This window comes from Leucogemmata humicola (genome assembly GCF_055379415.1).
Window position 1 is genome coordinate 2861141 of record NZ_AP040875.1, and the last position, 24066, is coordinate 2885206.

Annotated in this window: 20 protein-coding genes; 18 read left to right on the forward strand and 2 right to left on the reverse strand. The window is 62.9% G+C overall.

Features of this window, described 5'->3' with window-relative positions; all coding sequences use genetic code 11:
* Positions 1 to 82: 82 nt before the first annotated feature.
* On the forward strand, positions 83 to 580 hold the full coding sequence (locus AC6H4Z_RS11860) for a single-stranded DNA-binding protein (RefSeq protein WP_497546964.1): 498 nt from the start codon (positions 83 to 85) through the stop codon (positions 578 to 580).
* 170 nt (positions 581 to 750) lie between these two features.
* Here AC6H4Z_RS11860 and AC6H4Z_RS11865 read toward each other — a convergent pair whose 3' ends face one another.
* Positions 751 to 1638, reverse strand: coding sequence for a prolipoprotein diacylglyceryl transferase (locus AC6H4Z_RS11865; protein ID WP_497546965.1), 888 nt, complete (start codon positions 1636 to 1638; stop codon positions 751 to 753).
* A 283-nt stretch (positions 1639 to 1921) separates the two neighbouring features.
* On the opposite strand from AC6H4Z_RS11865, the gene AC6H4Z_RS11870 reads away from it, so the two are divergent.
* Complete coding sequence (locus AC6H4Z_RS11870; RefSeq protein ID WP_497546966.1) at positions 1922 to 2266, forward strand: PadR family transcriptional regulator; 345 nt, start codon at positions 1922 to 1924, stop codon at positions 2264 to 2266.
* A 7-nt stretch (positions 2267 to 2273) separates the two neighbouring features.
* Entirely contained in the window at positions 2274 to 4943 is a 2670-nt protein-coding gene (locus AC6H4Z_RS11875; protein ID WP_497546967.1) for an ADOP family duplicated permease, read from the forward strand.
* Positions 4944 to 4988: 45 nt separating this feature from the next.
* On the opposite strand, the gene AC6H4Z_RS11880 is transcribed toward AC6H4Z_RS11875, so the two are convergent.
* Entirely contained in the window at positions 4989 to 5369 is a 381-nt protein-coding gene (locus tag AC6H4Z_RS11880; RefSeq protein ID WP_497546968.1) for an Ig-like domain-containing protein, read from the reverse strand.
* Between the two features lie 360 nt (positions 5370 to 5729).
* Here AC6H4Z_RS11880 and AC6H4Z_RS11885 point away from each other — a divergent pair, with 360 nt between their 5' ends.
* The 15 genes from AC6H4Z_RS11885 (at position 5730) to AC6H4Z_RS11955 (ending at position 23973) form a co-directional block, all read left to right on the forward strand.
* Positions 5730 to 8951 carry a SusC/RagA family TonB-linked outer membrane protein gene (locus AC6H4Z_RS11885; RefSeq protein WP_497546969.1) on the forward strand — a complete coding sequence of 1074 codons (3222 nt, stop codon included), beginning with the start codon at positions 5730 to 5732 and terminating at the stop codon, positions 8949 to 8951.
* A gap of 21 nt (positions 8952 to 8972) precedes the next feature.
* Positions 8973 to 10349 carry a SusD/RagB family nutrient-binding outer membrane lipoprotein gene (locus AC6H4Z_RS11890; RefSeq protein WP_497546970.1) on the forward strand — a complete coding sequence of 459 codons (1377 nt, stop codon included), beginning with the start codon at positions 8973 to 8975 and terminating at the stop codon, positions 10347 to 10349.
* A gap of 246 nt (positions 10350 to 10595) precedes the next feature.
* Positions 10596 to 11735: a LysM peptidoglycan-binding domain-containing protein gene (locus AC6H4Z_RS11895; protein ID WP_497546971.1), complete on the forward strand. Its 1140-nt coding sequence runs from the start codon at positions 10596 to 10598 to the stop codon at positions 11733 to 11735.
* A gap of 66 nt (positions 11736 to 11801) precedes the next feature.
* Positions 11802 to 12608, forward strand: coding sequence for a cytochrome c biogenesis protein CcsA (ccsA, locus tag AC6H4Z_RS11900; RefSeq protein WP_497546972.1), 807 nt, complete (start codon positions 11802 to 11804; stop codon positions 12606 to 12608).
* A complete protein-coding gene (locus tag AC6H4Z_RS11905; RefSeq protein WP_497546973.1) occupies positions 12605 to 13216 on the forward strand; it encodes a precorrin-2 dehydrogenase/sirohydrochlorin ferrochelatase family protein in 612 nt (203 codons plus the stop codon). Before ccsA ends, AC6H4Z_RS11905 begins: the two co-directional genes overlap by 4 nt.
* Positions 13207 to 14505 (forward strand): glutamyl-tRNA reductase, encoded by a 1299-nt coding sequence (hemA, locus tag AC6H4Z_RS11910; protein ID WP_497546974.1) that lies wholly within the window; start codon positions 13207 to 13209, stop codon positions 14503 to 14505. The genes AC6H4Z_RS11905 and hemA overlap by 10 nt, the downstream gene beginning before the upstream one ends.
* Positions 14502 to 15488: an NAD-dependent epimerase/dehydratase family protein gene (locus tag AC6H4Z_RS11915; RefSeq protein ID WP_497546975.1), complete on the forward strand. Its 987-nt coding sequence runs from the start codon at positions 14502 to 14504 to the stop codon at positions 15486 to 15488. Before hemA ends, AC6H4Z_RS11915 begins: the two co-directional genes overlap by 4 nt.
* Before the next feature lie 11 nt (positions 15489 to 15499).
* Positions 15500 to 16261, forward strand: a complete 762-nt coding sequence (locus tag AC6H4Z_RS11920) for a MotA/TolQ/ExbB proton channel family protein (RefSeq protein WP_497546976.1) — start codon at positions 15500 to 15502, stop codon at positions 16259 to 16261.
* 1 nt (position 16262) lies between these two features.
* A complete protein-coding gene (locus AC6H4Z_RS11925) occupies positions 16263 to 16676 on the forward strand; it encodes an ExbD/TolR family protein (RefSeq protein ID WP_497546977.1) in 414 nt (137 codons plus the stop codon).
* 1 nt (position 16677) lies between these two features.
* Entirely contained in the window at positions 16678 to 17385 is a 708-nt protein-coding gene (locus AC6H4Z_RS11930) for a TonB C-terminal domain-containing protein (RefSeq protein WP_497546978.1), read from the forward strand.
* Positions 17382 to 18692, forward strand: coding sequence for a TolB family protein (locus tag AC6H4Z_RS11935; protein WP_497546979.1), 1311 nt, complete (start codon positions 17382 to 17384; stop codon positions 18690 to 18692). The genes AC6H4Z_RS11930 and AC6H4Z_RS11935 overlap by 4 nt, the downstream gene beginning before the upstream one ends.
* An 80-nt stretch (positions 18693 to 18772) precedes the next feature.
* Positions 18773 to 19393, forward strand: a complete 621-nt coding sequence (gene pal / locus AC6H4Z_RS11940) for a peptidoglycan-associated lipoprotein Pal (protein ID WP_497546980.1) — start codon at positions 18773 to 18775, stop codon at positions 19391 to 19393.
* A complete protein-coding gene (locus tag AC6H4Z_RS11945) occupies positions 19390 to 20199 on the forward strand; it encodes a tetratricopeptide repeat protein (RefSeq protein WP_497546981.1) in 810 nt (269 codons plus the stop codon). The genes pal and AC6H4Z_RS11945 overlap by 4 nt, the downstream gene beginning before the upstream one ends.
* Positions 20200 to 20215: 16 nt before the next feature.
* Positions 20216 to 21007, forward strand: coding sequence for a twin-arginine translocase subunit TatC (gene tatC / locus AC6H4Z_RS11950; RefSeq protein WP_497546982.1), 792 nt, complete (start codon positions 20216 to 20218; stop codon positions 21005 to 21007).
* Positions 21004 to 23973, forward strand: coding sequence for a putative LPS assembly protein LptD (locus AC6H4Z_RS11955; RefSeq protein ID WP_497546983.1), 2970 nt, complete (start codon positions 21004 to 21006; stop codon positions 23971 to 23973). Before tatC ends, AC6H4Z_RS11955 begins: the two co-directional genes overlap by 4 nt.
* The last annotated feature ends 93 nt before the right edge of the window (positions 23974 to 24066 follow it).

Sequence of the window (24066 nt, forward strand, 5' to 3'; positions counted from 1 at the left end):
GCGCAATACTTTGGTTGCGCACGACCAAGGACTGGATCATACCGTGAACGGCGAGTACCCAATCTCTCGCCAGGAGGAGCTCGTGAGCCGTAGCTTGAACAAAGTCGTGCTGATCGGAAATCTGGGGAACGATCCTGAGGTGCGTTCGACGACGGGTGGTAACCGTGTCGCCACGTTCTCTCTCGCCACCAGCCGGTCGTGGAACGACGCACAGGGTGGAAAGCAGGAAAAGACGGAGTGGCATCGCTGCGTCGTGTGGAACACGAACAGCTCGAAGCTCGCTGACATCGTCGAGAAGTATGTGAAGAAGGGCGACAAGCTCTACGTCGAAGGACGCATCGAGTATCGCCAGTGGCAGGACAAGGAGAACCAGACCCGCTACAGCACCGAGATCAACGTCCGCGAGATGATCATGCTCGGCGGAGGGAAGGGCGGTGGTGGCGGCGATTTCGAGAGCGACGGCGGTGGTTCGCGTCGCGCACCGGCCGCGGCGTCGAAGGCAAAGTCGCCTGCGGGCGGGGACGACTTCGAGGATTTCCCGGGCGCGCTGGCGGACGAGGACGACGATCTGCCGTTCTAGGTCCTCATTATCTCATGCGTCTGTAGACGTGAGATAGGATCGTCGTTCCCAGATATCTCATGCAGTAAGCTTCACGGGCGGCATTTCCTCCGGGATTTGTCGCCCGTCTTTTTTGGCCGGTATCGTTTCTTGCGCAACGACTAATCGTCGCGGCTCCCGAGACTGCGTGCTCAGCGCGGTCCTGCGGCACATGCCCACGCCGTCGCGAGAACCACAGCGCCGCTGATTACGAATTGCAGCTTGCGGCGATTCAGCGTGATGAATGGCATCGCAGCGAGAATCAGCGACGCGATCCACTGTGCCGGCGTCAGGCGCAGATACCGCGCGTCCGATACGCGGAGCAGATCCAGCATGAAACGCACGGGGAAATACAAACCCGCGAACGCGGCGAGAAAGAACCCCGAGGCTCGTGGTCGTCGATCTAGGAACATGAAGGCCGGAACGACGATCAGGAGCAGAAACAAAAACTCGTAGAATCCGAGATCATGGAAGCCCATCACGCCGGCCCCCGCAGGCAAAGCATGACCAGCGGCGGCGTAGACCTGGGCGATGTACGACTGCGCAGCGGCAGACTTCAGGCTGATCGCTAGTGGGAAGGTCGTCACGACGCCGGGATGATCGTGTGCGAGCGCGCACCCGAACCGACCGATCGCCAGCCCGAATGGAAATACGAATGCGATTGCGTCGAGATAAGCAAGCCGGGTGTGGGAGTCGAGTCGGCGCGCGCGAATCGAGAAGAACAACAACGCCCCGATGATCCCGCCAAGCATGCCGCCTAGCGAACTGACGTCCTGCCATACCCGTAGAATGAGCCATGGGTCGGCGCGCAGCTCGTCCGGGAAATACAGCAACACCGAGAACAGATGTGCGCCGAGAATGCCGCCGGCGAGCATCCACCCGCCGAGTCGCCGGCCAAGGGAAACGTCGAGCGCTTTGCGCTCGAAACGCTGATCGGCCAACGTGGAAGCGACCCATGTCGCGACTGCCACCGTCAGTCCGAATGCGTGGATGGTCAGTGGGCCCAGGTGCCAGGCCGGCTGTTCAAAAAAGGGAATCATTGTCGGTTGTACCCGGCATCGGTAATCAGATCCGCCGCAGGCCAGCTGATGCGCGAACGCTGCCTGGCGTGAATATCGTCGCGACGCACAGCATATCATTCATCGCGCGGGCCATCGCCGCACGCAAGGTCGTTCCATACGGACGCGGGGCGTCGGCGTATGTATTGCGGACGAGCCTGAGCCTTCCGAGGGGCGGATGGTGGGCGCCGAGGCCTTTCGGCCGCCGCCTTGCGACGGGGTGCGACGGCGACTAACTCTCCCATAGACGTGACAGGGAGATTAAATGCCGATCGGGTCCTCCGATCTCCTGCAAGGCACGCTTCAGATCCTCATTCTCAAGGCGCTTCTCGCCGAGTCTGCGCACGGCTACGGGATCGCACGGTGGATCGAGCAGACCACCGATGACGCGCTGCGCGTCGAGGAAGGCTCTTTATATCCGGCCCTGCGCCGCCTAGAAGACAAAGGATACGTCTCGTCCGACTGGGGGCTGTCGGACAACAATCGGCGAGCGCGCTACTATGCCCTGACGAACGTCGGGCGGGCGCACCTTGCGAACGAAGCGGCGGCGTGGCTCCGATTCTCACAGGCGATGACGCGGGTCATGCGCGCCGCACCGTCGCTGGCGTGAGGAGCACATGAAAGCCTGGCGACGCTATCTGCGCTTTTGGGGGCCAGACATCGAAGCGGACGTGCACGACGAGCTCGGTTTCCACCTGGACCAGCGCATTCGCGAGTACATGGCACGCGGTCTCTCGCGTGCCGACGCCGAGCGAGCGGCGCGCGAGCGGATTGGCGATCTCGACGCGATTTCGCGAGACCTGGAGACCCACGACAGAGCGCGCGCCCGGCGCGCGCGATGGAGCGACACGATGGACAGAGTTCTCAGTGACCTGCGCATCGCGCTCCGTAGCCTGGCGCGATCGCCGGGCATCGCCGTCACCACGACCGCGATCCTCGCCGTCGGTATCGGCATGGCGGTCGCGATGTCCACCGTCGTTCGAACGGTGATCGTCCAGCGTCTCCCGGTCCAGAATCAGCAGCAACTCGTCGTTCTTCGCGCCTTCGTTGGGAAGAACGAGCTGTGGCTGCCAAGCGACGACCGAAAGGCGTTTCGCCGCGAAACAAGGACGCTGCGCGACGTGGCCGGCGTCGGCGAGCTTCAGATTGCGTCACCGAACATCATCGGCGACGCCACCTATTCTCTCCGCTCGGCCCCCGTCAGCGGAAACTTCTTCGAACTGCTCGGGGCCCGGCCGGCCCTCGGGCGATTGATCACGTCGGCGGACGACGCCAAGGGCGTCCAGCACGCCGTTGTGCTCAGCTATCGCGCGTGGCGGGAGAAATTCGGCGGGGATTCGTCGGTGCTGGGCAAACACAACAGCGACCCGTGGGATCCGGATTACCGCTTCGCGGACTACGTGATCGTCGGTGTCGCTCCTCCCGGCCTCGACTTCCCGGCCGGCGTCGACAACTGGTATACGTACGAAGGCGACCCCCGCGCGTCGCCGGCCACCGCCGGCATCACCATCGGACGACTGGCGCCCGGAGCGACGCGGGGCGCAGCTCGCTCCGAATGGATGGCGTTCCGCGAACGTGCATATGAGCAAGCTCTCGCGCGCGCGCACATGACTGGGAAGTATCATGTCACCAACGTCGACGCCGTCGGTCTCACCGAAGAAGTCCTCGGAAACTCGAGCACCATCCTCGTAATTCTCGGGGCGGCAGTGGTGCTGCTCTTTCTGATCGCGTGCCTCAACGTCGGAAACCTGCTCCTCCTTCGTGCCGCGACCCGCAGCCACGAGCTGGCTGTCCGGCGCGCGGTGGGCGCATCGTTCGGGGACATTCTGTCGTCGCTACTCGCCGAAGGCGTCGTGATCGCGATCCTCGGCGGCGCGGCGGGATTCGTCGTTGCGGAGGCGCTGCTCCGCGCCCTCGTTGCCGCCGCGCCTGCCCAACTGCCGCGCATCGACGACATCTCGCTCGCGGGCGCACCGATCCTGACCGCGGCGGTGATCTCTTTGCTCGCGACACTCGTCTTCGGTGTCGCGCCGGGCCTCACCGTGGCGCGTGGCAGTCTGGCGTCGCCACTTCGCATCGACACGCGGGCCGGCGGTCGCACGCGGCAGAGACGACGTCTTCAGCAAACGCTCGTCGCGGTTCAAACGGCGCTCGCCGTTGTCACGCTCGCCAGCGCCGGGCTCCTGATTCACAGCCTCGAGCGCCTCGAGCGGATCGACCTCGGGTTCGACCCGGACCACCTGTCTGTCTTCAGCGTGACGTATCCGCTCGCGTCGTACGATTCCGTCAGTAAAGTCGGCGCGCTCGGGAAGCGGGTCCTGCCGCTCCTGCGCGCGACGCCGGGTGTGACGGCGCTCAGCAGCGTCTATATGCCGCCGTTCCTGGGCGCGGATCACGGGAACACCGGCGTCATTCGCGAAGGCGCGTCGACGAGTGAAGCCGCGACGCTGGTCGCGGCCGACCTTGGCGACCCGGAGCTTTTTCGCACCCTAGGGATTCCGCTGCTTCGCGGCCGCGCGTTTCTCGCTTCTGACAACGAGCACTCGCAGCCGGTGACCGTTGTGAGTCACGCGGTCGCCGAGGAGCTATGGCCCGGAGAGAATCCGATCGGCAAGCGTGTGGGACAGCTCAGGGGCAGCAACGTGGTCTGGCGAACGGTGGTGGGCGAGGTCGGCGACGCGCACCTGCGCGCGCTGCGCGTCGCGACGCCGACCATATACATCCCGTCGGAGCAGTTCTTTCCAGGATGGACGGCCACAGTGGCCGTGCGCACGAGCGGGGATTTCTCCACGGTGCTCCCGTCGCTGCGACGCGCACTCGCGCAAGTTGATCCGCGCCTCACCATCTGGGACGCGCACTCGTTTGATGATCTGCTGGGCACGCAGCTGGCCGCGCCACGACTCAGCAGTTTTCTTCTCGGCGCCTTTGCCCTCGTCGCGTTGCTGCTGGCGGCCATTGGTCTCTATGGCGTGATGGCCTTCACCGTGCGCGAGGAAACGCGCGAGATCGGCCTGCGAATGGCCCTTGGTGCAGGGCCGGAGCAGGTTCGCCGCGATGTGCTCCGGCGGGCGCTCGCGGTCGTCGGCGTTGGCGGCGCGCTTGGTCTCGTTGGAGCACTCGCGAGTTCGCGGGTTCTGGCCGGGCTCCTCTTTCAGGTCCAGCCGGCAGACCCGGTTGCACTCGGCGCAACGTGTTTGCTTCTTGGCCTTGTTGGGCTGGCAGCGGCCTACCTCCCCGCGCGTAGAGCAACGCGTGTGGACCCTGCGATCGCACTGCGATCGGAGTGATCTCGCGTAGGGCAATCGCGCAGCTTGAACCGACGGACGCGAGGTTCATGCGGGCGGAGCGGTGATCGTGATGACCGATGTGCCTTTGACGCTCGTATCGGCCCTCGAGGTGGCTGTGATTGTCACCACACCGGTGAGTGTTCCCGGTGTGACTAATCCAGCGTCGCTCACCGTGGCGATGGCGACGTTCGACGACGACCACGCAACTGTCCGCAGCGTAACACCGGCTCCCGCGTCGACCGACGCGGCGAGCTGAAGCCGCTCCCCGATTTTCACGGTCGCAGTTTGCGGGGACACCGCCACTGCATTGACGGTTGAGTCCATCGGGGGCCCGCTCATGGGGAGACGGATCGTCGGATCGCTACACGCGAGCGCGCCGGCGAAGGTGCCTGCGACAGCCAACATCCAAACAACGTGTGGTTTCATCTACCTCATCCCCTGAACGATGATCGGCTGCGCCATCGTCGGCGGGATACATCAGCATTTGTAAATACTAGTTTCTCACCAATCCGGCAAGGCGGTTCCGAATGGGCTGCTTTCGCCAGGCTCCGTCGATTTGTCAAGACGTAGGTGCGAGCCGTGTGCCGGATCGTTGATTCGTGAACTGTCGCGCCTCGACTCGGCGACCGGCGATTTCACTTTCCTTACTCTTGTCCGGGTCATCACAAAGAACGAGCGCGCGCTGGTTCCCACTCGAGTCACGAACGGGTAACGTTGGCCCGTCCGAAGCGCTTTCATGTCCACCCATCGCAGCAACTCGGCGGAAATCCGCCGAGCCGAGGACTCATGAAACATCCTTCATTGTGGTCGGTTGGCGTCGCGTGCTGTCTTGCACTCGCGCCGGCCGTGGTCTCCGCCCAACAACAAAACGCCACCATTACAGGTCATGTCCGCGGCGAAGCGGGCAACGCGCTGCCTGGCGCCACGGTGGCGATTCCCGAATTCGGTCTCGGTACGATCGTTCGCGAAAGCGGCGAGTATTCGTTGAACGTCCCCGCGACTCGCATTCGCGGGCAGGCGGTGACGCTCTCCGTCAGGATCATCGGTTACAAGGAGCGAACTGCTCAAGTCACCCTCAACGCAGGCGCGATCACGCAGGACTTCACGCTGATCGCGAATCCGCTACAACTCGGCGAAGTTGTGATCACGGGAGCGGGCACCGCCACGACCCGCGAGAAACTCGGAACGGTGATCAACACCGTCGACTCGGCAGCTATCTCGCACAGCAACGAGTCGAACATCGTCAATGCGCTGGCGGCGAAAGCGCCGAACGTGCAGATCGTGTCTAGCTCCGGTGCGCCGGGCGCGTCGTCGTACATCCGTATTCGCGGCATCAAGTCGCTGTCGGGCAGCGCACAGCCACTGTTCGTCGTCGACGGCATTCCGATCGACAACTCGACGTCGATCAACGGATCGAACTTGAGTGGCGCGAATACGCCGAACCGCGCCTCGGACATCGATCCCTCTGACGTCGAGTCGATCGAGATCCTCAAGGGCGCCGCGGCCGCGGCCATCTACGGCGCGCGCGCGTCGGACGGAGTCATCCTGATTACCACGAAACGTGGGCATCCCGGTCAGACGCGCTATTCGCTGCGCTCCAACATGACCAACGACGACGTCACCAAGAGCTTCCCGCTGCAGACGAAGTACGGGCAGGGAACCAAGGGTGTCGCCGGCACATGCACCACCGAGAACTGCTCCGGTACGTCGACGTCGTGGGGCCCGGCGATCACCGGCCCGACGTACGATCACTTCGGCGAGCTGTTCCAGACCGGTCACACGATGGACTCGCAGCTTCAGGTTTCCGGCGGCGATGACCAGAACCAGTTCTTCGCGTCCGGAGGTCGCACGGACCAGACGGGCGTGATCGTCGGGAACAACAACTTCTATACGAAGAACAACGCTCGACTCAAGGCGTCGCACAAAGTCTCGAACAATCTGACGCTCGGCGGCAACGTTGCGTTCGTCGACGTGCGCAATGCTGCGCTACTGAACGGTGGCGCGGTGTCGGGGCTCATGCTCGGCGCGCTTCGTACGCCGCCTGATTTCAACAACTTCCCGTTCCTCGATTCCACGACGGGCCTTCAGCGTTCGTATCGCTTCCCGCATCCGGGCGCGTCGTCGCTGCTCACGTCGCGCGGGTATGACAATCCGCTCTTCGCGTTGAACAACAACCCGAACACGGAGCTCACGGATCGTACGACGGCAGCGATGAACATCGACTATCAAGCCGCGCTCTGGCTCAAGGTCGCGTACTCGCTGGGTGGCGATTACTACGGCGACACCCAGATGACCGGGTATGCGCTCACCGCGAGCGATTTCCCCAAGGGACGCGTGCAGCGTACCACGGCGGAACGTCTCCAGCTCGACCACAACCTCGTTGCCACCGCGTCGCACGAATTCAGCGACCGCTTCTCGGGCACGCTCACACTCGGCCAGAACCTCAACAGCCGACGCGTTCGCGATCTCTCGGTGACCGGCAGCGACTTGATCGCGCCGCAGCCGTTCGCGATCAACAACACTGTCACGCAGGCGTCGACTGAAGGCTTGTCGACGATTCACACCGAGTCGTACTTCGGCCAGGTGACGAGCGATCTATTCAATCAGCTTTTCCTTACCGCCGGCGTTCGTAACGACGGCTTCTCGACGTTCGGTCAGGCCAATCCGCGCGCGTGGTATCCGAAGGCGAGCGCGGCGTGGACATTCACGAACGCACTCGGCAACACGACGCAGAGTGGACTTCTCAGCTACGGAAAGGCGCGCCTCTCATACGGAGAGACCGGCAAGGAGCCTGGCGTTTACTCGACGAACACGACGCTCGGCAGCGGCAGTTTCGGCAGCGGCTACGGTGACGTCACCAAGGCGACGCAAGGCGGCTTCGGTGGTCTGCTCAGCTCCGGAACGCGCGGCAATCCCGATCTCAAGCCGGAACGGCAGAAGGAAGTCGAAGCCGGAATGGATTTCGGATTCTTCAATCAGCGGGCCGACGCGGGCCTCACGTACTACAACACGCACTCGGTCGACGTCATTCTCAGCGTGCCGCGTCCGCCGACGTCGGGCTTCAGCGCTCAGCAGCTCAATGGAGCGTCGTTGCGCAGCAAGGGATGGGAAGCGACGCTGAACCTTCGCCCGATCACGACGCGACGCGTGACGTGGGAAGTCGGTGTTCAGTGGGCGCAGAACCAGACGACGGTCGAAGACCTTCAGGGCGCGCTCTTCGTCGGCGCAGGCGGCGGCAGCTTTGCCGAAGCGTCTCCGCAGGCGGTTGCCGGCGGAAGCTTCGTATATCGCGGCCTTGGCTTTGCCCGCTGCGGCATGAGCATCCAATCAGCGCTGCGCGACAACAAGAACGCCGTGATCAACGACTTCGACTCGGCCTGTTCTGGAAAGGCGACGGGCACGCTGTACGTCGACGCGTCGGGCTTCCCGGTAAAGGATCCGAACATTCGTCAGGTGGCCGACCCGAATCCGAAGTGGACGGGTGGTCTTCACTCCAACCTGACGTTCGGGCGTTGGCAGGTTTCCGCGCTCGTTGATCACAAGCAGGGCGGCCAGATCATGAACACGACCAAAGGCTCGCTCTACAACTTTGGCACGCACAAGGACACCGAGAAGCGCGACGTCAACGAAGTGTTCGGCACCGATCTACTGCCGGGACCCGTCACTGGTCCGGGCGCTGGCATTCCGGTGATGATCGGAGAAGCGTGGTACACGGGCAACGGCACGGCAAATTCGAACATCGTCGAAGAATTCGCCGAGGATGGCGGGTACACGAAGCTGCGCGAGATCTCCGTGGCATACGCGATGGACAACTCTGTCGTGCGTCGCATGGGCCTGAGCAGCGTCGACATTCGGCTTGCCGGCCGCAACCTGCACACGTGGACCAAGTACAGCGGCCTCGATCCGGAGACCAACCTTGCCGGCGCCTCGGCACTTTTGCAGGGCTATGACTTCTTCAACATGCCGCAGACGCGATCCTTCGTGATCTCGATCGGCCTGAACCGCTGACGCCAAGGAGTATTGTCTAATATGAATCGCAATATTGGAATGGCGCTCGCGGCGACAGCGTTGATCGCGGCCACGAGTTGCAGCGACTATCTGGGATGCGCGGAGTGCGTCACCAGTCCGACTGCCCCCACGACGGCGACGTCGACGCAGCGCATCGTCGCGACGCAAGCAAAGTTGTGGCAGTTCGTGAACGGCGATCTTGCTCGCGAGACGTCGATGTTCATGCAGCAAATGGCTGGCGTCGGCAATCAGTATCAGGTCATCGACAAGTACTCGCTCGACGCGAGCGGTGGCGCCGATTTCACGACGCCATACACGGGCGCTGGTCTCGTCGACCTCAAGAAGGTCGAAGACGCGTCTCGCGCTTCCGGCGACAAGACGATGCTTGGCATCGCGCTCATTCTCAAGGCGTGGCTCATCAGCGTCTCGGCCGACATCTGGGGTGACGCACCGTACACGCAGGCCGGTCAGCCCGACGCGTTCCCCACGCCGGCGTACGATCCGCAGAAGACGGTGTACGACAGTCTGCAGAACGCGCTCAGCGACGCGATCACCGCGCTGGGTGCTGGTGCAGGTGCTGGTCCGTCGTCGGCGGAGCTGGTGTACAAGGGCGATCGCGCAAAGTGGATTGCTTTCGCGCACACCATGAAGGCCCGTCTGTACTTGCACACGGCCGAACGCGATGCGTCCAGCTACGCGAAGGCACTGGCCGAGGCGAACCTCGGTATCTCGTCGAACGCGGGTGACTACGTGACCGTGCAGACGAGCACCGCCGGTGAACAGAACGACTGGTATCAGTTCCAAGTCGTCGGTCAGCGCACGTCGTACATGCGCGCTGGCGCGTTTGGTGTGAATCTGTTGACCAACACCAACGATCCACGTCTGTTGGAGCTGTATCAGAAGGCGACCGGTGCCGCGACGGTCGTTGGCGCCACGCCGGGACAGTCGTTGACCACGGCGATGGGCAACGCCAGCGCCAAGCGACTCACCGACGCCTACGGGCAACCGCTGGTGACGTATAATGAGAATCTGCTCATCAAGGCCGAGGCATTGTTCAAGGGCGGCAACCTCCAAGCGGCGCTCGATACGCTGAACAAAGAGCGCGCGGCGTGGGCGGCGACGACGCCGTGGCACACCGCGATCACGCTGACGGCGGTTACGGGTCCCGTGACGCTCGAGCAGATCATGAACGAGAAGTACATCGTGCTCTTCCAGAACATCGAGTCGTGGAACGACTACAAGCGCAGCTGCTATCCCGCGCTCGTGCCGGGGAATGGAGCGGTCGCCATTCCGGGCCGCCTGCTGTATCCGACGGCGGAGCGTCAGACGAACAGCGCCAACGTGCCGGCCGATCCAGTGCGCAACTGGAACGATCCTAACGCGTGCACGGGCGCGTAACGCGGCGCGACTGATGCAACGACAGGGGCCCGGCGAACATCGCCGGGCCCTTTGTCGAAGTAGCCAAGTTTTTTCGCTCTTCTCTGAGAACACTGTCGTCCGTCATCAATGAACTGTGACGCACCTTACAGAGCGTGTTCATTCATTGAGGCCGGCGTTTCCAACGTCGTAATACGATCGTCCAGCGCTTGAGGTCGGCACTGTCTGCCGCCATTTGGATTTACTAACTCGTCTGGAGTTGACGCTATGCTCGTGCGGGATGTCCGCAGCCGGCAACGCGGTCCGATGATCTGCGCCGCTCTTGCCGCATTCGCGCTCGGCGCGGCCCGTCCTCAGTCTCTGCTCGCTCAAGAGCAGGCTGGGTCGACCCCCGCGTCCCACACGGTGAAGCGTGGCGACACGTTGTGGGATATCGCCAAACTGTATCTCGGTGATCCATACCTTTGGCCGGACATCTATCGGCTGAATACCGATGTCGTTCAGGATCCGCACTGGATCTATCCTGGCGAAGTGCTCAAGCTGGGTCGCACGGCCAAGGTTGTCGCCGTGACTCCGCCCGTAGCGGCGCCAGAACCTGTCGCGGTTCCGGTCCAAGCGCAGTCGGCACCGATGGAAATGCCGTCGGCGTTTTCCGCGCCCGCTGCTGCGCCCGCGCCGCGTGAACAGCAACTCGAACCCGCGCATTCGGCGGTTCGTGTCGGCGAATATGCCGCGTCGCCGTGGGTCGATCAGGACGGCGGACCGCGCGGCTCTGGGTACATCATGCAGGCGCGCGACCTTCCCGGCATTCGGTCGAAGGATCAGTCGCGCATGAATCTGTACGACGGCGTCGTTGTCGCACCGCCTGTCGGTGCAGTCGCGCCAGAACGCCAACTCTATTTGTCGTATCGCCTCGGACCGCTCATCGAAGGCTTCGGGCAGATCGTCATCCCCACGGGCGTGATCGAGATCACGCGTTCGCCGCGCAACGGCGAAGCCGCCATTGGTCGCGTGGTGAAGATGTTCGGCGAAGTCCTGCAGAATCAGCGGCTGATTGCCTACGACAGCAGCGCCGCGATTGTCCGCGGTGGTCCGCTGCCGGTCACAAACGGTGTTGCAGGAAGGATTCGCTGGATCAAGGAGGAGCCGGTTCTCCCGAGCCTCCAGAACTACGTCGTCATCGACATTTCGCGTCGCGACGGCATTTCGACGGGCGACCAGATCGACCTATACAAGCCGCGTCAGCGTCCGCTGGACGATGACGGTCTCGCGATTCCGGAGCTGTACATCGGCCGCGCACAGGTGCTTCGCGTGACCCCGTACGGCGCCACCGCGATCATCACGGCGCACGAACAACCGCGCATCGAGGACGGAACGAACGTCCGCGTTGCCGCAAAGATGCCTTAAGCGCGAAAAGCTGTAGGACCGGCGATGCCGTAACTCCTGTACCAGCACTAGATTTGGGCGAGCGCCATGATAGCGATCGCCCAGTTCATCGCCATCTCGTTTTACCTAGGCGCCGCGGCATTAGCTGCGGTGCCTTTTGCGCGTCCCGTTCAGGCTCCTGTTCGGGGGGTTCTCGCGGCGCTTGCCGGGGGCGTCACCGCGCACATCGTGGCTCTCGTCGCGTTCGGACTTTCGGCTGGCGCCGTTCCGCTCACGGGTCTGGGGCCATCGCTGTCGTTCGCTGGGCTCATCCTCGCCGCCACGCTTTTCGTCGTTGAGTTTCTGGCGCGCGACGTCAGCGTGACGCTGGTTGCCGCTCCGCTCGCGGCAATTCCGACAATCTGCGCCAACATTATCGGCCTGGCGCCCGGTCGATCGCAGGAAGGAGCGCGCGGCGCATGGCTGTTCGCGCACATCGCGCTGAGCTTCATCGGGATTGCGGCATTCGCGACGGCGGCTGCAGCCGGCGCGATGTACTTGCTGCAGCGCCGCGAACTGCGGTCGCGCCGATTCACCACGCTCTTTCGATTCTTTCCGCCGCTCGCAACGCTCGATCGTGTGAATCACCTCGCCGCCATCGCGGGCTGGGTCGGACTCACGCTCGGTGTCGTGCTCGCGACGACGTATTCGCTTGCGTACCACGAACTCAATCTGCCGCAGATCGTTTGGGGCACGGGTGCGTGGCTTGCCGTGAGCTGCGTGGCGTTCGGACGGCTGACGCGCGGCTGGCAGGCGCAACGCGCCGCGAAATACTCGAGTGCTGCGTTCGTGGCGGTGCTCGTGTTGTACGTCGCGTTCCGCGTCGTCGATCCGACCGTGGGGAAATTCCTGTGAGCGCGTATCCGCTGATGCTCGACGGTGCGACGCTCTCGGCGCTTGTCGTCGGCGCGGGACGCGTTGCGACGCGAAAGGTCGCCGGCCTAGTTGCCGCTAGCGCGGAGGTTCGCGTCGTTGCGCCGGACGTTTCGCCGGAGATTCGTCAGATCGCACTGGCGAGTGGCCGGGTGCACGTGATCGAAGCGCGCTTCGACGACCAACATTTCGGCGACGAACTACTCGTCATTGTCGCGACCGACGACCCTGAGACGAATGCGCGAATTGCCGCAGCGGCTCGCGCCCGTGGCCGTTTGGTCAATGTGGTGACTGCGCCAGAGCAGGGAAACTGTGCGACTCCCGCCGTACATCGCGCCGGCGGAGTGACGGTCGCGGTCACCGCTGATCGTGTCCCAACTGCCGCGGCGCGCATTCGCGATCGTGTTGGGAAGATCGTCGATACGCGCTACGGCGAGGCCGTCGGTGCCCTGACAATGCTGCGTTCGAGTTTGCTCGAGCGCGGCGCACGCGATCGCTGGATCGAGGCGAACAATGCACTCGTCGGCGATAACTTCTGCGAGCGTGTCGAGGCGGGTGAATTCGACGCCGGGATGGCCGCATGGCGGTGATCGTCGTCGGCGTGAATCATCGCGGTGCGCCGCTGGATGTGCGCGAGCGAATCGCCTATCGCACAGCGGAGACCGACGACGCGCTCGATGCGCTGTGCAGCGCGACCGACGCGAGCGAAGCCGTGCTTCTCTCGACGTGCAATCGCACGGAGATCTATCTCGTCGAGTCGACCAATGACGCCGCGTCGGTGATCTGGTCTGCGCTTTCGGAGCGCCTCGGTGCCGACGCCGCGTCGTACGGGTATGTTCGCCGCGATCGCGACGCCGTGACGCATCTCTTCCGCGTCGCGAGCGGTCTCGATTCGATGGTGCTCGGTGAAGCGCAGATTCACGGACAGGTGCGCGACGCGTGGGAATCGTGCCGCACGCACTCCGGGCCGATTCTCAATCGCCTCTTCCAGTCGTCGCTCTCCGTCGCTGGGCGCGTGCGCAACGAGACGGCCGTTGCGCGCGGCGCCGCGTCCGTAAGCTCGGCGTCGGTGCAGTTGGCGAAGCAGATCTTCGGATCGCTGTCGGGCAAGCGTGCCATGGTGCTCGGCGCGGGAGAGATGGCTGAACTCGCGCTGGAGTGTTTGACGGATCAGGGCGTGCGGGCGGCGATCGTCGCGAATCGCACCTTCGAGCGCGCAACGGCACTCGCGGCGAAGTACGGCGCGGTCGCGATGCATTACGACGAATCGTGGGCGCTCCTCGCTGACGTCGACGTGCTCGTGTGCTCTACGTCGGCGCCTCGGCCGATCGTCTTCGCGGAGCACGTTCGTCCGGCGCTCGCGGCTCGTGGCGACCGTCCGCTCTGCGTGCTCGACATCGCCATGCCGCGCGACGTCGATCCGTCAGTTGGCGAACTCGGAAACGTCTTCCTGTACAACCTCGACGATCTGCAGGCCGTCGTATCGGCCAATCTCGAGCGACGTCGCGCCGAGTTGCCTACGGCCGAGCAACTGATCGCCGGCGAGACCGATCGATTCTGGGATTGGCTCGGCGGCTTGTCCGCGGTGCCGGTGCTCAAGGAGATGCGCGCGCGAATGGAAACGCTGCGCAACCGTGAGCTCGCAGATGCGTTGCGACGTCTCGACCACCTCGCGCCGGCGGATCGCGCGCTCGTCGAGGAGTTTTCCAGAACACTCATGAACAAATTCTTGCACGAGCCGTCGGTACGACTGCGGGCCGCCGCCGCCGAGGGCCGCGGGCTTGGCGTCGTCGACACGGTGCGATACCTGTTTGGCTTGGATCACGCGAACGAATCGGCTCGCGAGCCAATGCTTACCAACTCCGGGGGAGATGAATGACGCGGCGGGTTCTCGTGACGGGCGGGGCCGGGTTCGTCGGATCACACGTCTGTGATCTCTTCCTGTCGAAAGGCTGGGCGGTCGACATCATCGACAATCTGTCGAGCGGAAAGCGCGAGAATGTGCCCGCAGGCGCGACGTTGAATGTCGTCGACATCCGCAGCGAGGAAGGCGCAGCGATCATCACCAACGGCGCGTTCGATGCGATCGTGCATCTCGCCGCGCAGATGGACGTGCGGCGCAGTGTGGCCGAGCCGATGTTCGACGCGAGCGTCAACATCCTCGGAAGCTTGAACGTGCTCGAGGCGTTGCGGGCGAGCGGGCGCGCGGCGAACACGCGGGTCGTGTTCTCGTCGACCGGCGGCGCGATCTATGGCGATTTCTCTACGCCGCCAAACCACGAAACGACTCCGAAGGAACCTGACTCGCCCTACGCAGTCGCGAAGCTCTCGGTCGAATACTATCTCTCGTATTACACGCGCATTCACGGCTTCGATGCCGCGAGCGTGCGCTACGCAAACGTCTATGGTCCGCGTCAGGATCCGCATGGCGAGGCTGGCGTCGTCGCGATTTTCTGCGGTCGCATCATCGAAGGTCGGCCGCTGACGGTCTTTGGCGACGGTGAACAGACGCGCGACTACGTCCATGTCTCCGACGTGGCCGACGCCACCTATCGCGCCGCGACGACCAAGCTCGATTCGCCGCGGCAGGTCGACGATCGTTCGTTCAACGTCGGAACCGGAGAAGGGAAGTCGGTGCTCGAGTTGGCGCACACGCTGCTTGCTGCGGCGGGCGCGCGCACGTCACTCGAGTTCGCCCCGAAACGGCCTGGCGAACAGGCTCACTCGTTCATTGCCACAGACAAGGCTCGCGCGGTATTGGGATGGTCGCCGCGAGTGTCTTTCGCTGAAGGACTTGCTGACACGTACAGCTGGTTCGCTGCACGCGCGAACAAGCCCGCCGTCGAAACGGCGCGAACCTGAACCCGCCTCTCGTGCCTCTCATCCTGCCTGTCCTCCAAGCCACTCAGGGCGCGATCCCCTCGAGCCCAATCGATCTCATCCTGAGCGCGAGCACGATGACGCAAGTCGTGCTCGTTATCCTCGCGTTGCTCTCGTTGTTGAGCTGGTCGATCATGTTCGGCGTGTGGCGCTCGCTTTCGAAAGCGCTCAACGCGGCGGACAAGTTCAAGAAGGACTTCGAGCACGCGACGCACCTCGACGAGGCGTTGGCCTTCGCCAAGCGTGCGACGCCCAGTGCGCTGCCGCGACTGTTCATGCGGGGGATTCGCTTCGTGTCGGATGCGCGAGTAGCTGGCCAGCAGATCCGCGAGCGATCGACGCCGTCGGGCATTGGCGTCGACGCGCCGCCGTCGGCCACGCTGAGCGGATCACAAATCGAAACTCTCCACCTAGTGCTCGATAGCGATGCATCGGACGAGCGCGATCGCATTGGTCGCTTCCTTCCATGGCTCGCCACGATCGGATCGGTGAGCCCGCTCATCGGGCTGCTCGGAACGGTGCTCGGCGTCATCAACGCGTTTCTCGGAATCGCGACGAAGGGATCCGGCAATCTGTCTGCTGTTGCGCCGGGTGTCGCTGAAGCACTGATTGCCACGGCAGCGGCGCTGTCTGTCGCGATTCCCGCCACCTTTGGTTACAACATCTTCGCGAGCCGCCTCAACCGTCTGGATGGAAAGATGGAGAGCTTCAGCACGGCATTGATTGCGATGCTCGTGCGCGAAGGGCGGATCTAGAATGGCTCGCCATCGGCGGCGCCATCGGTTCGAGTTGAATGCGGACGTAAACGTCGTCAGCCTGATCGACGTCATGCTGCTGCTGCTCGTGATCTTCATGATCACGGCGCCCATGATGCAGGGCGGCGTGGACGTCACGCTCCCGGCGACGGACGCAAAGCCACTCGAGTCAAAAGACGGCCTCACGGTGACCGTGAATCGGCTGGGTATGGTCTCGATCGGCGACGAAAAGTTCAGCGTCGCGCAGTTCAAGGTGGTTTTCCGGGCGCTGGCCAAGAACAAGACGCGCAACGGTGTGTATCTGAGGGCAGACAAGGACGTCCCCTATGGGGTCGTCGCACAGGTGATGGCCGTCATGGCTGCCAGCGGCGTGAGCAATATCGGATGGGTGACTGAGCCGGAGGAGATTCATTAGCGTGGTGCAGGCACCGCGGTTGACCGGCGGCGTCGTCGCGTCGGTCGTCTTTCACGGCGGTCTTGTCGCCGCGCTTCTGGTGTTGCGTCCAGGTGCGACGCCACCGTCGCCACCGGTGTATCGCGTGCAATTGTTCGCCGCGCCGGCGGGCGAGCGCGCGATCGGCGTCGTGCAGCCTGCGCCCGAAGCCCCTCCGGCGGCAACGCCTCCGCCCATTACGAAGACGGTCACGCCAAAGCCAAAGGTTCCGGCGATAAAGCCCAAGCCGGCCCCGACGCAGAAGGCCGCGACTGCGACTGCAGCACCGAAGCCGCCTGAGACCAAGCCCGCGCCCACGACGCCAGAGGCAACAGCTGGCGGCGGTCCGACGGGCGGGAAGGGAGCGGACGTTGCCAACATCGATACGAACGGCCTCGAATTTCCGTATCCGTATTACACGGCCAACGTCGTCAGTCAGATTCTCAAGCAGTTCCATTCGACCAGCGCGCGGTACATCGCCGAAGTTCGCTTTGTCATTCAGCGCGATGGAACGGTCGATCCGACGAGCATCAAGTTTGTGACCAGGTCGGGCAACTATCCGTTTGATATGCAGGCGTACGGCGCGGTCGAAGCAGCATCGAAGGACAAGGGCTTTGGCGCGCTGCCTCCTGGTTTCCACGAAGACATTCTTCCCGTGACGTTTCGCTTCTCCCCATCGCTTTCGAAATGACCCGCTCTCTTCGCGCGTGCGTTTGCGCCCTTCTCGTGGCTGCCGTCGTTCCGGCCGTCGCTTCTGCGCAGGACACGACGTTTCGTGGCATCAAGCTGAATGGCGCGTATGACGCGTCGGGCAAGATTCCCGTTGTCGTGCTCCCGGTCTCTGGCGCGTTTGGCGATTCCATTCGCACGATCATTCAGCGCGACCTGGATTGGAGCGACCGCTTCACTGTCATTCCGATCGACAGCGCCGATCCGAACGCACTTCGGACGGAAGCAGGTGGCGGACTCAGCTATCCGCTCTTCGCGCGTATTGGTGCGGCCGCCGTGGTGCAGATCACGTCGGTGGCGACTGGTCTTCACGTCGCGTTGCACGACGTCGGCAAGTCACAGGTAATGAACGTCGGCGAAATGCCGCTCGCGTCGTCGGGGCTGAGCCGCGATTGGCGCCTCGGCGTGCATCGCGCTTCTGATGAAGTCGAGCGATGGATCACTGGGCAGCGCGGCATCGCGGCGACGCGAATTTCCTACCTTCGCAGCGGCTCGATTCGCATCGTCGACAGCGACGGCGCCAATGAAATCACCGTTCCGACCGAAGAGAACGGATTCTCGCCGGCGTGGAGCCCCAACGGTTCGACGTTGGTCTACAACACCTTTGGCTCGGTGGGATCGCGCCTGATCCTGATGGATCTCGTTACCGGACGGTCGCGCACCTTGGCGACCGCGCCGCGCAACACACAGTACATCACGCCCGTGTTCTCGCCTGACGGCAACACGATTGTGTTTTCACGGGTAAGCGACAACGGCTCTGATTTGTTCAGCCTCGGCATCGCCGGCGGGGAACCGCGACGTATGACGTCGTTGCGGGGAACCGAGAATACGCAGCCCACGCCGAATCCGACCGGCACGCGCTACGTGTTCAACAGCGACCAGCAAAACCATCCCGAGTTGTATATTACCGACGCCGATGGATCGAACGTCGAGATTCTGACGAACTTCGACTTCAGCACGAAGAACTACCGTTCGGATCCGGATTGGTCGCCCGACGGAAAACAGATCGCCTATCAGGAACGCACGAACGATCACTTTCAGATCCGGACGATCCGCGCGAGCGGCAGTACGCCAAAGTATCTGACCAGTGAGGGCGAGAACGAGCAGCCGTCATGGGCGCCCGATTCACGCCATATCGTTTTTACGTCGACCCGAACGGGCGTTCGACAGCTGTGGATTCTGGATACGGAGTCGAATCGGCTCCGTCAGCTCACGAAGTCGTCGGGTTCCAAGCTCGCATCGTGGTCGTCACGACTCACCACGCCGTAAGTCGCAATTCGTACGTTGTCATTTGAAAGATAGAAATCCCCCGCGTCTTCCCCCTGCCCCCACCTCGGAGAACTCACATCATGCACACTCGACGGATCGCAGTGCTGGCGATGGCGGTGCTTTCTGTGGCCACGGTTGCCTGTCACAAGGCTCCAGCTCCAGCGCCGGCACCCGCGTTACAGTCGCAGCCAGCAGGACCGAACGCCGATAGCATCCGTCGCGCGCAGGCCGAGGAAGCCGCACGCCGCGCTGCCGCCGATGAAGCTGCTCGCCGCAAGGCAGCAGACGACGCCGCAGCCGCAGCTGCGCGTGACGCCGCGAGTGCGGCGGCGAACGCACGCACGACGCTGCTCGCCATGGTGCATTTCGAGTTCGATCAGTCTGATCTGCGCGCCGAAGATCGTGCGCTGCTCGATGCCAAGGTGCCGATTCTCCAGGCCAATGCTGGCGTCATGATTCGAGTGGCAGGGCACACGGACGAGCGTGGCTCCGACGAGTACAATCTCGCGCTCGGTCAGCGTCGCGCGGCCGCGGTGAAGGCGTATCTCGTGCAGCATGGCATTCCGGAAACGCGGATCGAAACGGTGAGTTACGGGGAGGAGCGTCCCATCGCGCAGGGATCGAACGAGGGTGCGTACTTGCAGAATCGTCGCGCCGAGTTTGAGATCACCGCCGGTGGACAGACGCTGCGCAAGCCATGAAATCCCGGGTGGTCGTCGCGTCGATCCTGATCGCATCCACGGGCTGTCTCGCCTCGAAGAGCGACATTCGTCTTCTCCAGGATGAGCTGCGGGCGACACGCTCGCAGCTCGGTATCGTCGACACGTCGATCCTCCGGGCGAATGAACAGCGCCGTCAACAGATCGCTGCGCTCTCGGGCAACATCGATCGAATGAACGATTCGCTCCGCGTGCTCGCGGCGCGTTTCTATTCGTTCCAGGCCACGGCGACTGGCGAATTCGACAGCATGGCTCGCCAGATGGTCTCGATGCAATCGCTCCTCGGACAGACGACGCGAAACGTTCAGGACACGCGTGCGCAGATCGAGGCCCTGAAGGAGCAGTCGAATTCTGGCGCCGCGCCTCCGGTCGCGGCGGCTGGTGGCGGAGCACCCTCTGGCGTTCCTGGCGCTGGCACGCTGTTCACCACAGGCCGGCAGTTGCTCGACGAAGGCGCGAATGGCACGGCTCGCACTGCCTTTGAACAGCTGCTCAGCGCGTGGCCAAGTGCGCCAGAAGTGCCGCGGGCGCAGTACTACATTGCGGTTTCTTACGCGAATGATCGGAACACAACCGCTGCGGACTCGGTATATCAGCTCGTTTTCAACAAGTATCCCAAGAGTCCCGAGGCGGCGACGGCGCTGTACAAGCATGGGCTTTTTCTCTGGGACGCCAACAAGAAGGCCGAAGCTCGCATGGCCCTGAATAGGGTTCAGCGAGACTACCCCGATTCCGACGAAGCGCGAACCGCTCGGGATTTTCTGAGGGATCGGGATAAAGATCGGTAGCGGAGCCCAGAGCTGAATGTCAAAGCAGCAGCCAATGTCGGGAGAGATGCCCTTCCTCGACCATCTCGAGGAATTGCGCTGGCGCATCATCTATGCGCTGGGGTCCGTGTTCGTCGCAATCGGCATCGGGTTTTGGGTGACGTTGCATTTCGATCTGGTGGGGATCCTGGCCAAGCCGATCCTCACCTATCTCCCTGAACACGTTCTCTACTTCACGCACCCGAGTGACAAGTTCAGCATCGCGCTGAACACGTCGATGACCGTGGGCCTCGTGCTCGCGGCGCCGGTCATTCTCTACCAACTCTGGCTGTTCCTCGCGCCCGCGCTGCACAAGCATGAAAAGCGCGTGGGCATTGGCGTGTTGTTCAGCGGCATGCTCCTGTTCATTGCGGGCGCCGCGCTGGCATATCTCGTCGTCGTTCCGCTCGCGCTGCCCTGGCTGCTCGATTTCGGTTCGGCATCGATGAAGCCGCTCATCACCGCGGAAGAGTATTTCGGATTTCTCTTTACGATGGTGCTGACCTTCGGCATCAGCTTCGAGTTGCCGATCGTGGTGCTCGCTCTCGCGGCGCTCAACATCGTGACGCCGCAGTTTCTTTCGAAATACCGTCGCCACGCCATCGTTGCCATCATCATCATTGGCGCTTTCTTGACGCCGGGCGATCTGGTGTGGACCACCATTGCGCTCGCGGTGCCGCTCTACGCCTTGTACGAATTGAGCGTGGTCGGAGCGTATATCATTTTCCGCGGCAAGCAACGCCGCCGGGCGGCGCTGGCCGCAAAGGAGCAGGCGGAGGGCTTGGCGTGAACGCCCTCGTCGGCCGGGTGATCGTCGCGACCCTCGTCGGTGTCGTGATGGCCCAATCATCCGCGGCTCAGATCATTCCTGGCCGACCACCGGTTCGTAGCTCCGGTCTGCAGCCGGTGAAACGCGATACGACACCGGACAGCACCGCGATCAAGTGGCCGACGCCTGATTCGGTCGCGCAATCGCTGTTGAGTAAGAAGGACTACACGATCACTCGCTATCAGGGCGACACCGCCTTCTTCAATGCGGACAGTAAGGTCTTAGACCTGCTCGCCGCAAAGAAGCGCCGGGCGATCGTCGATCGCGACTCACAGATCGTCGTGAGCGACAGCGGCATCTACTACAGCGAGGCGACTCGCCGCGTCACGACGGGCGGACGCTACGTCTTCAGCTCGCCCGGTAGCGGCCAGGCAGATATCACTGGGCACGGGCGCGGCGACTACAGTCTCGCCGAGCGATCCGTGAGCGTGACGAATGCGCGCTTCCCGGTGAACAATGGCGAGATGTGGTATCTCGACGTCAATGTCGCCAAGGTCGTCGCCGACAGTCTGAACGCCAAGAACTCCACGCTGTACGCGCGTGGCGGCTCGATCACCAGCTGCGACGACTCGATTCCAGACTATCACTTCGAGTACCGAGAAGCCAAGCGTACTGGCAACAACACGATCGTCGCGCGGCCGGCGGTCCTCTATATCAAGGACGTTCCGGTCCTCTGGCTTCCGTTCATTTTCAGCGATACGCGCTCCGGTCGTCACAGCGGAATCCTCGCGCCGCAATTCGGCGTCGGCGACATCGTGCGCAACAGTCCCACGTACCGTCGTAATGTCGATCACGTCGGCTACTACTGGGCGCTCAGCGATTACATGGACTTCGGAACGTGGCTCGATTGGCGCAGCTCCGCGGGCTCCACGCTGAACGATCCGGGCTGGACGCGCTACAACGGTGACTTCGAGTATAAGTGGCTGGATCGATTCCTCGCCGGACGGATCGGCCTTGGCTACACCCAGCAGTCCAATGGGCCGACGAATCTCGCGATCAGCTGGGCGCATCAGCAGGACTTCTCGCATGATGCGCACTTCAACACGAGTCTGAACTACGTCACGAGCACCACGCTTCAGCGGCAGAACACCTTCAATCCGTACACGGCGCTCGCGACGATCGCGTCGCAGGCGAGCTATCAGAACAAATTCGGACCGGCCTCGCTGTCACTCGGCGCCACGCGCAAGCAGTATCCTGGTCGCGAACAGGTCGACCAGACGCTACCAACGCTGTCCATCACCACGACGCCGATCACGCTCGGACAGTGGCTGAGCTGGACGCCGACAATGAGCTATAGCCGCAGCGACGTCTTCAACATCGATCAGCCGGGCGTCGGCTCAGTGGTCTTTCATCAGGATCCCGTTACTGGCCTGACGGACAGCCTGCCGGCAAAGGGAAGAGGCTCGTCGCAATCCGCGCTGTCGTTCGACACGCCGCTCCAGATTTTCGGTCGCGACATCAAGAACTCGTTTCGCGTCAATCAGCAGCGAAACAACTTCCCGCAGCAGGTCGCGATCTACGATCTCAACAGCGGCCAGGTCATCGAGAATCGGGTCTTCGCCGCGACGTATCGAACCGACATCGATTGGACGCCCGACTTCACACTGCCGTCGTTGGCGCGAAACAGATTCAACCTCACGCCGAGCGTGAGTTTGCAGAACGTCGATCCAGGTCCGTTCTGGGTGGCCAGCGAGCGCACCAACGGTCGGTATGTCCATCAAAGCAAACGCCTGACCTATGGTCTCTCGGCGTCACCGACCATTTTCGGACTGTTCCGCGGCTTCGGTCCCTTCGAGCGCTTCCGTCATTCGATCACTCCGTCGATCGGCTACAACTACGCCGGCGCATCGAGCGTGAGCGATGAGTATTTGCTCGCGCTTGGTCGCACACGGTTTGGCTACCTGGGCAACCTGAGACAGAACGCGATCAATTTTGGGCTGACGCAGAACATCGAAGGAAAGGTCCGCTCGAGGACCGATACCTCGGCGAATGCCAAGGGCGAAATCCTGCGGTTGGTCAGCATCACGATGACACCGATCAACTACGATTTTGAGCGTGCGCACGCGCCGGGCGTTCACTCCAAGTGGGCTGGCGTCACGAGCGAAACATGGGGCTATTCACTGAACTCCGAACTCCTGCCTGGCTTCGATTTCTCCAGCAGTTATTCGCTCTTCCAGGGGAATCCGCTGAGCGATACGGCGGTGTTCAAGCCTTATCTCACCACTGTCTCTGCCTCGTTCAACATCGGCAAAGGACAGAACCCGCTCGCCGTCTTCGCGCGACTGTTCGGTAAAGCGGTGCCAGAGGCGCAGAAGTCGCCCACACCCGGCACGGATCAGGTGCGTCCGCGTTCCGACGACACGCTGTCGGCGATCGTGGCGGCAACACCGGTAGCCGGCACGATGCGCGGCGGCGACCGTTTCATCATTCCGCCGAGTCAGGGCTGGCGCGCGCAATTCCAATTCAGTCATTCGAGTCCGCGACCGCCCGTCGGAACAAATGTCGTGAACTTCGACCCTCGCCAGCGGTGCGAAACCATCGCCGGCGGAAACCCGTTCCTGTTCAACGCCTGCATCGCGCAGATCGGTACGCAGCCCACGATCGACTCGCCCGTGCTGACGCAGACCGCCGGCGGTCAGTTGTACAAGATTCCGCCCACGACGTCGCTCAACTCGAGCATTTCGTTCAACCTCACGCAGAAGTGGGCGACGCAGTGGCAGACGACGTACGACATCCAGCGGCATGAGTTTGCCAGCCAGATCGTGTCGCTCCAGCGCGAACTGCATGATTGGCGCGCGATCTTTGGCTTCACACAGTCGCCGAACGGCAACTTCGCCTTCAACTTCACGATTGCGCTCAAGGCCGAGCCGGATCTGAAGTTCGACTACAACAAGGCGACAGTTCGCAACGGGGCGCCTCCGTTCTAAGAAGGGGTCAGCGCGCTGTCCTCGAGCGGGGACGCTCGCCAGATCTCTAAAAACGGCAAGAGAGCGAGACACAATCACTTAGGTGTTGTGGTC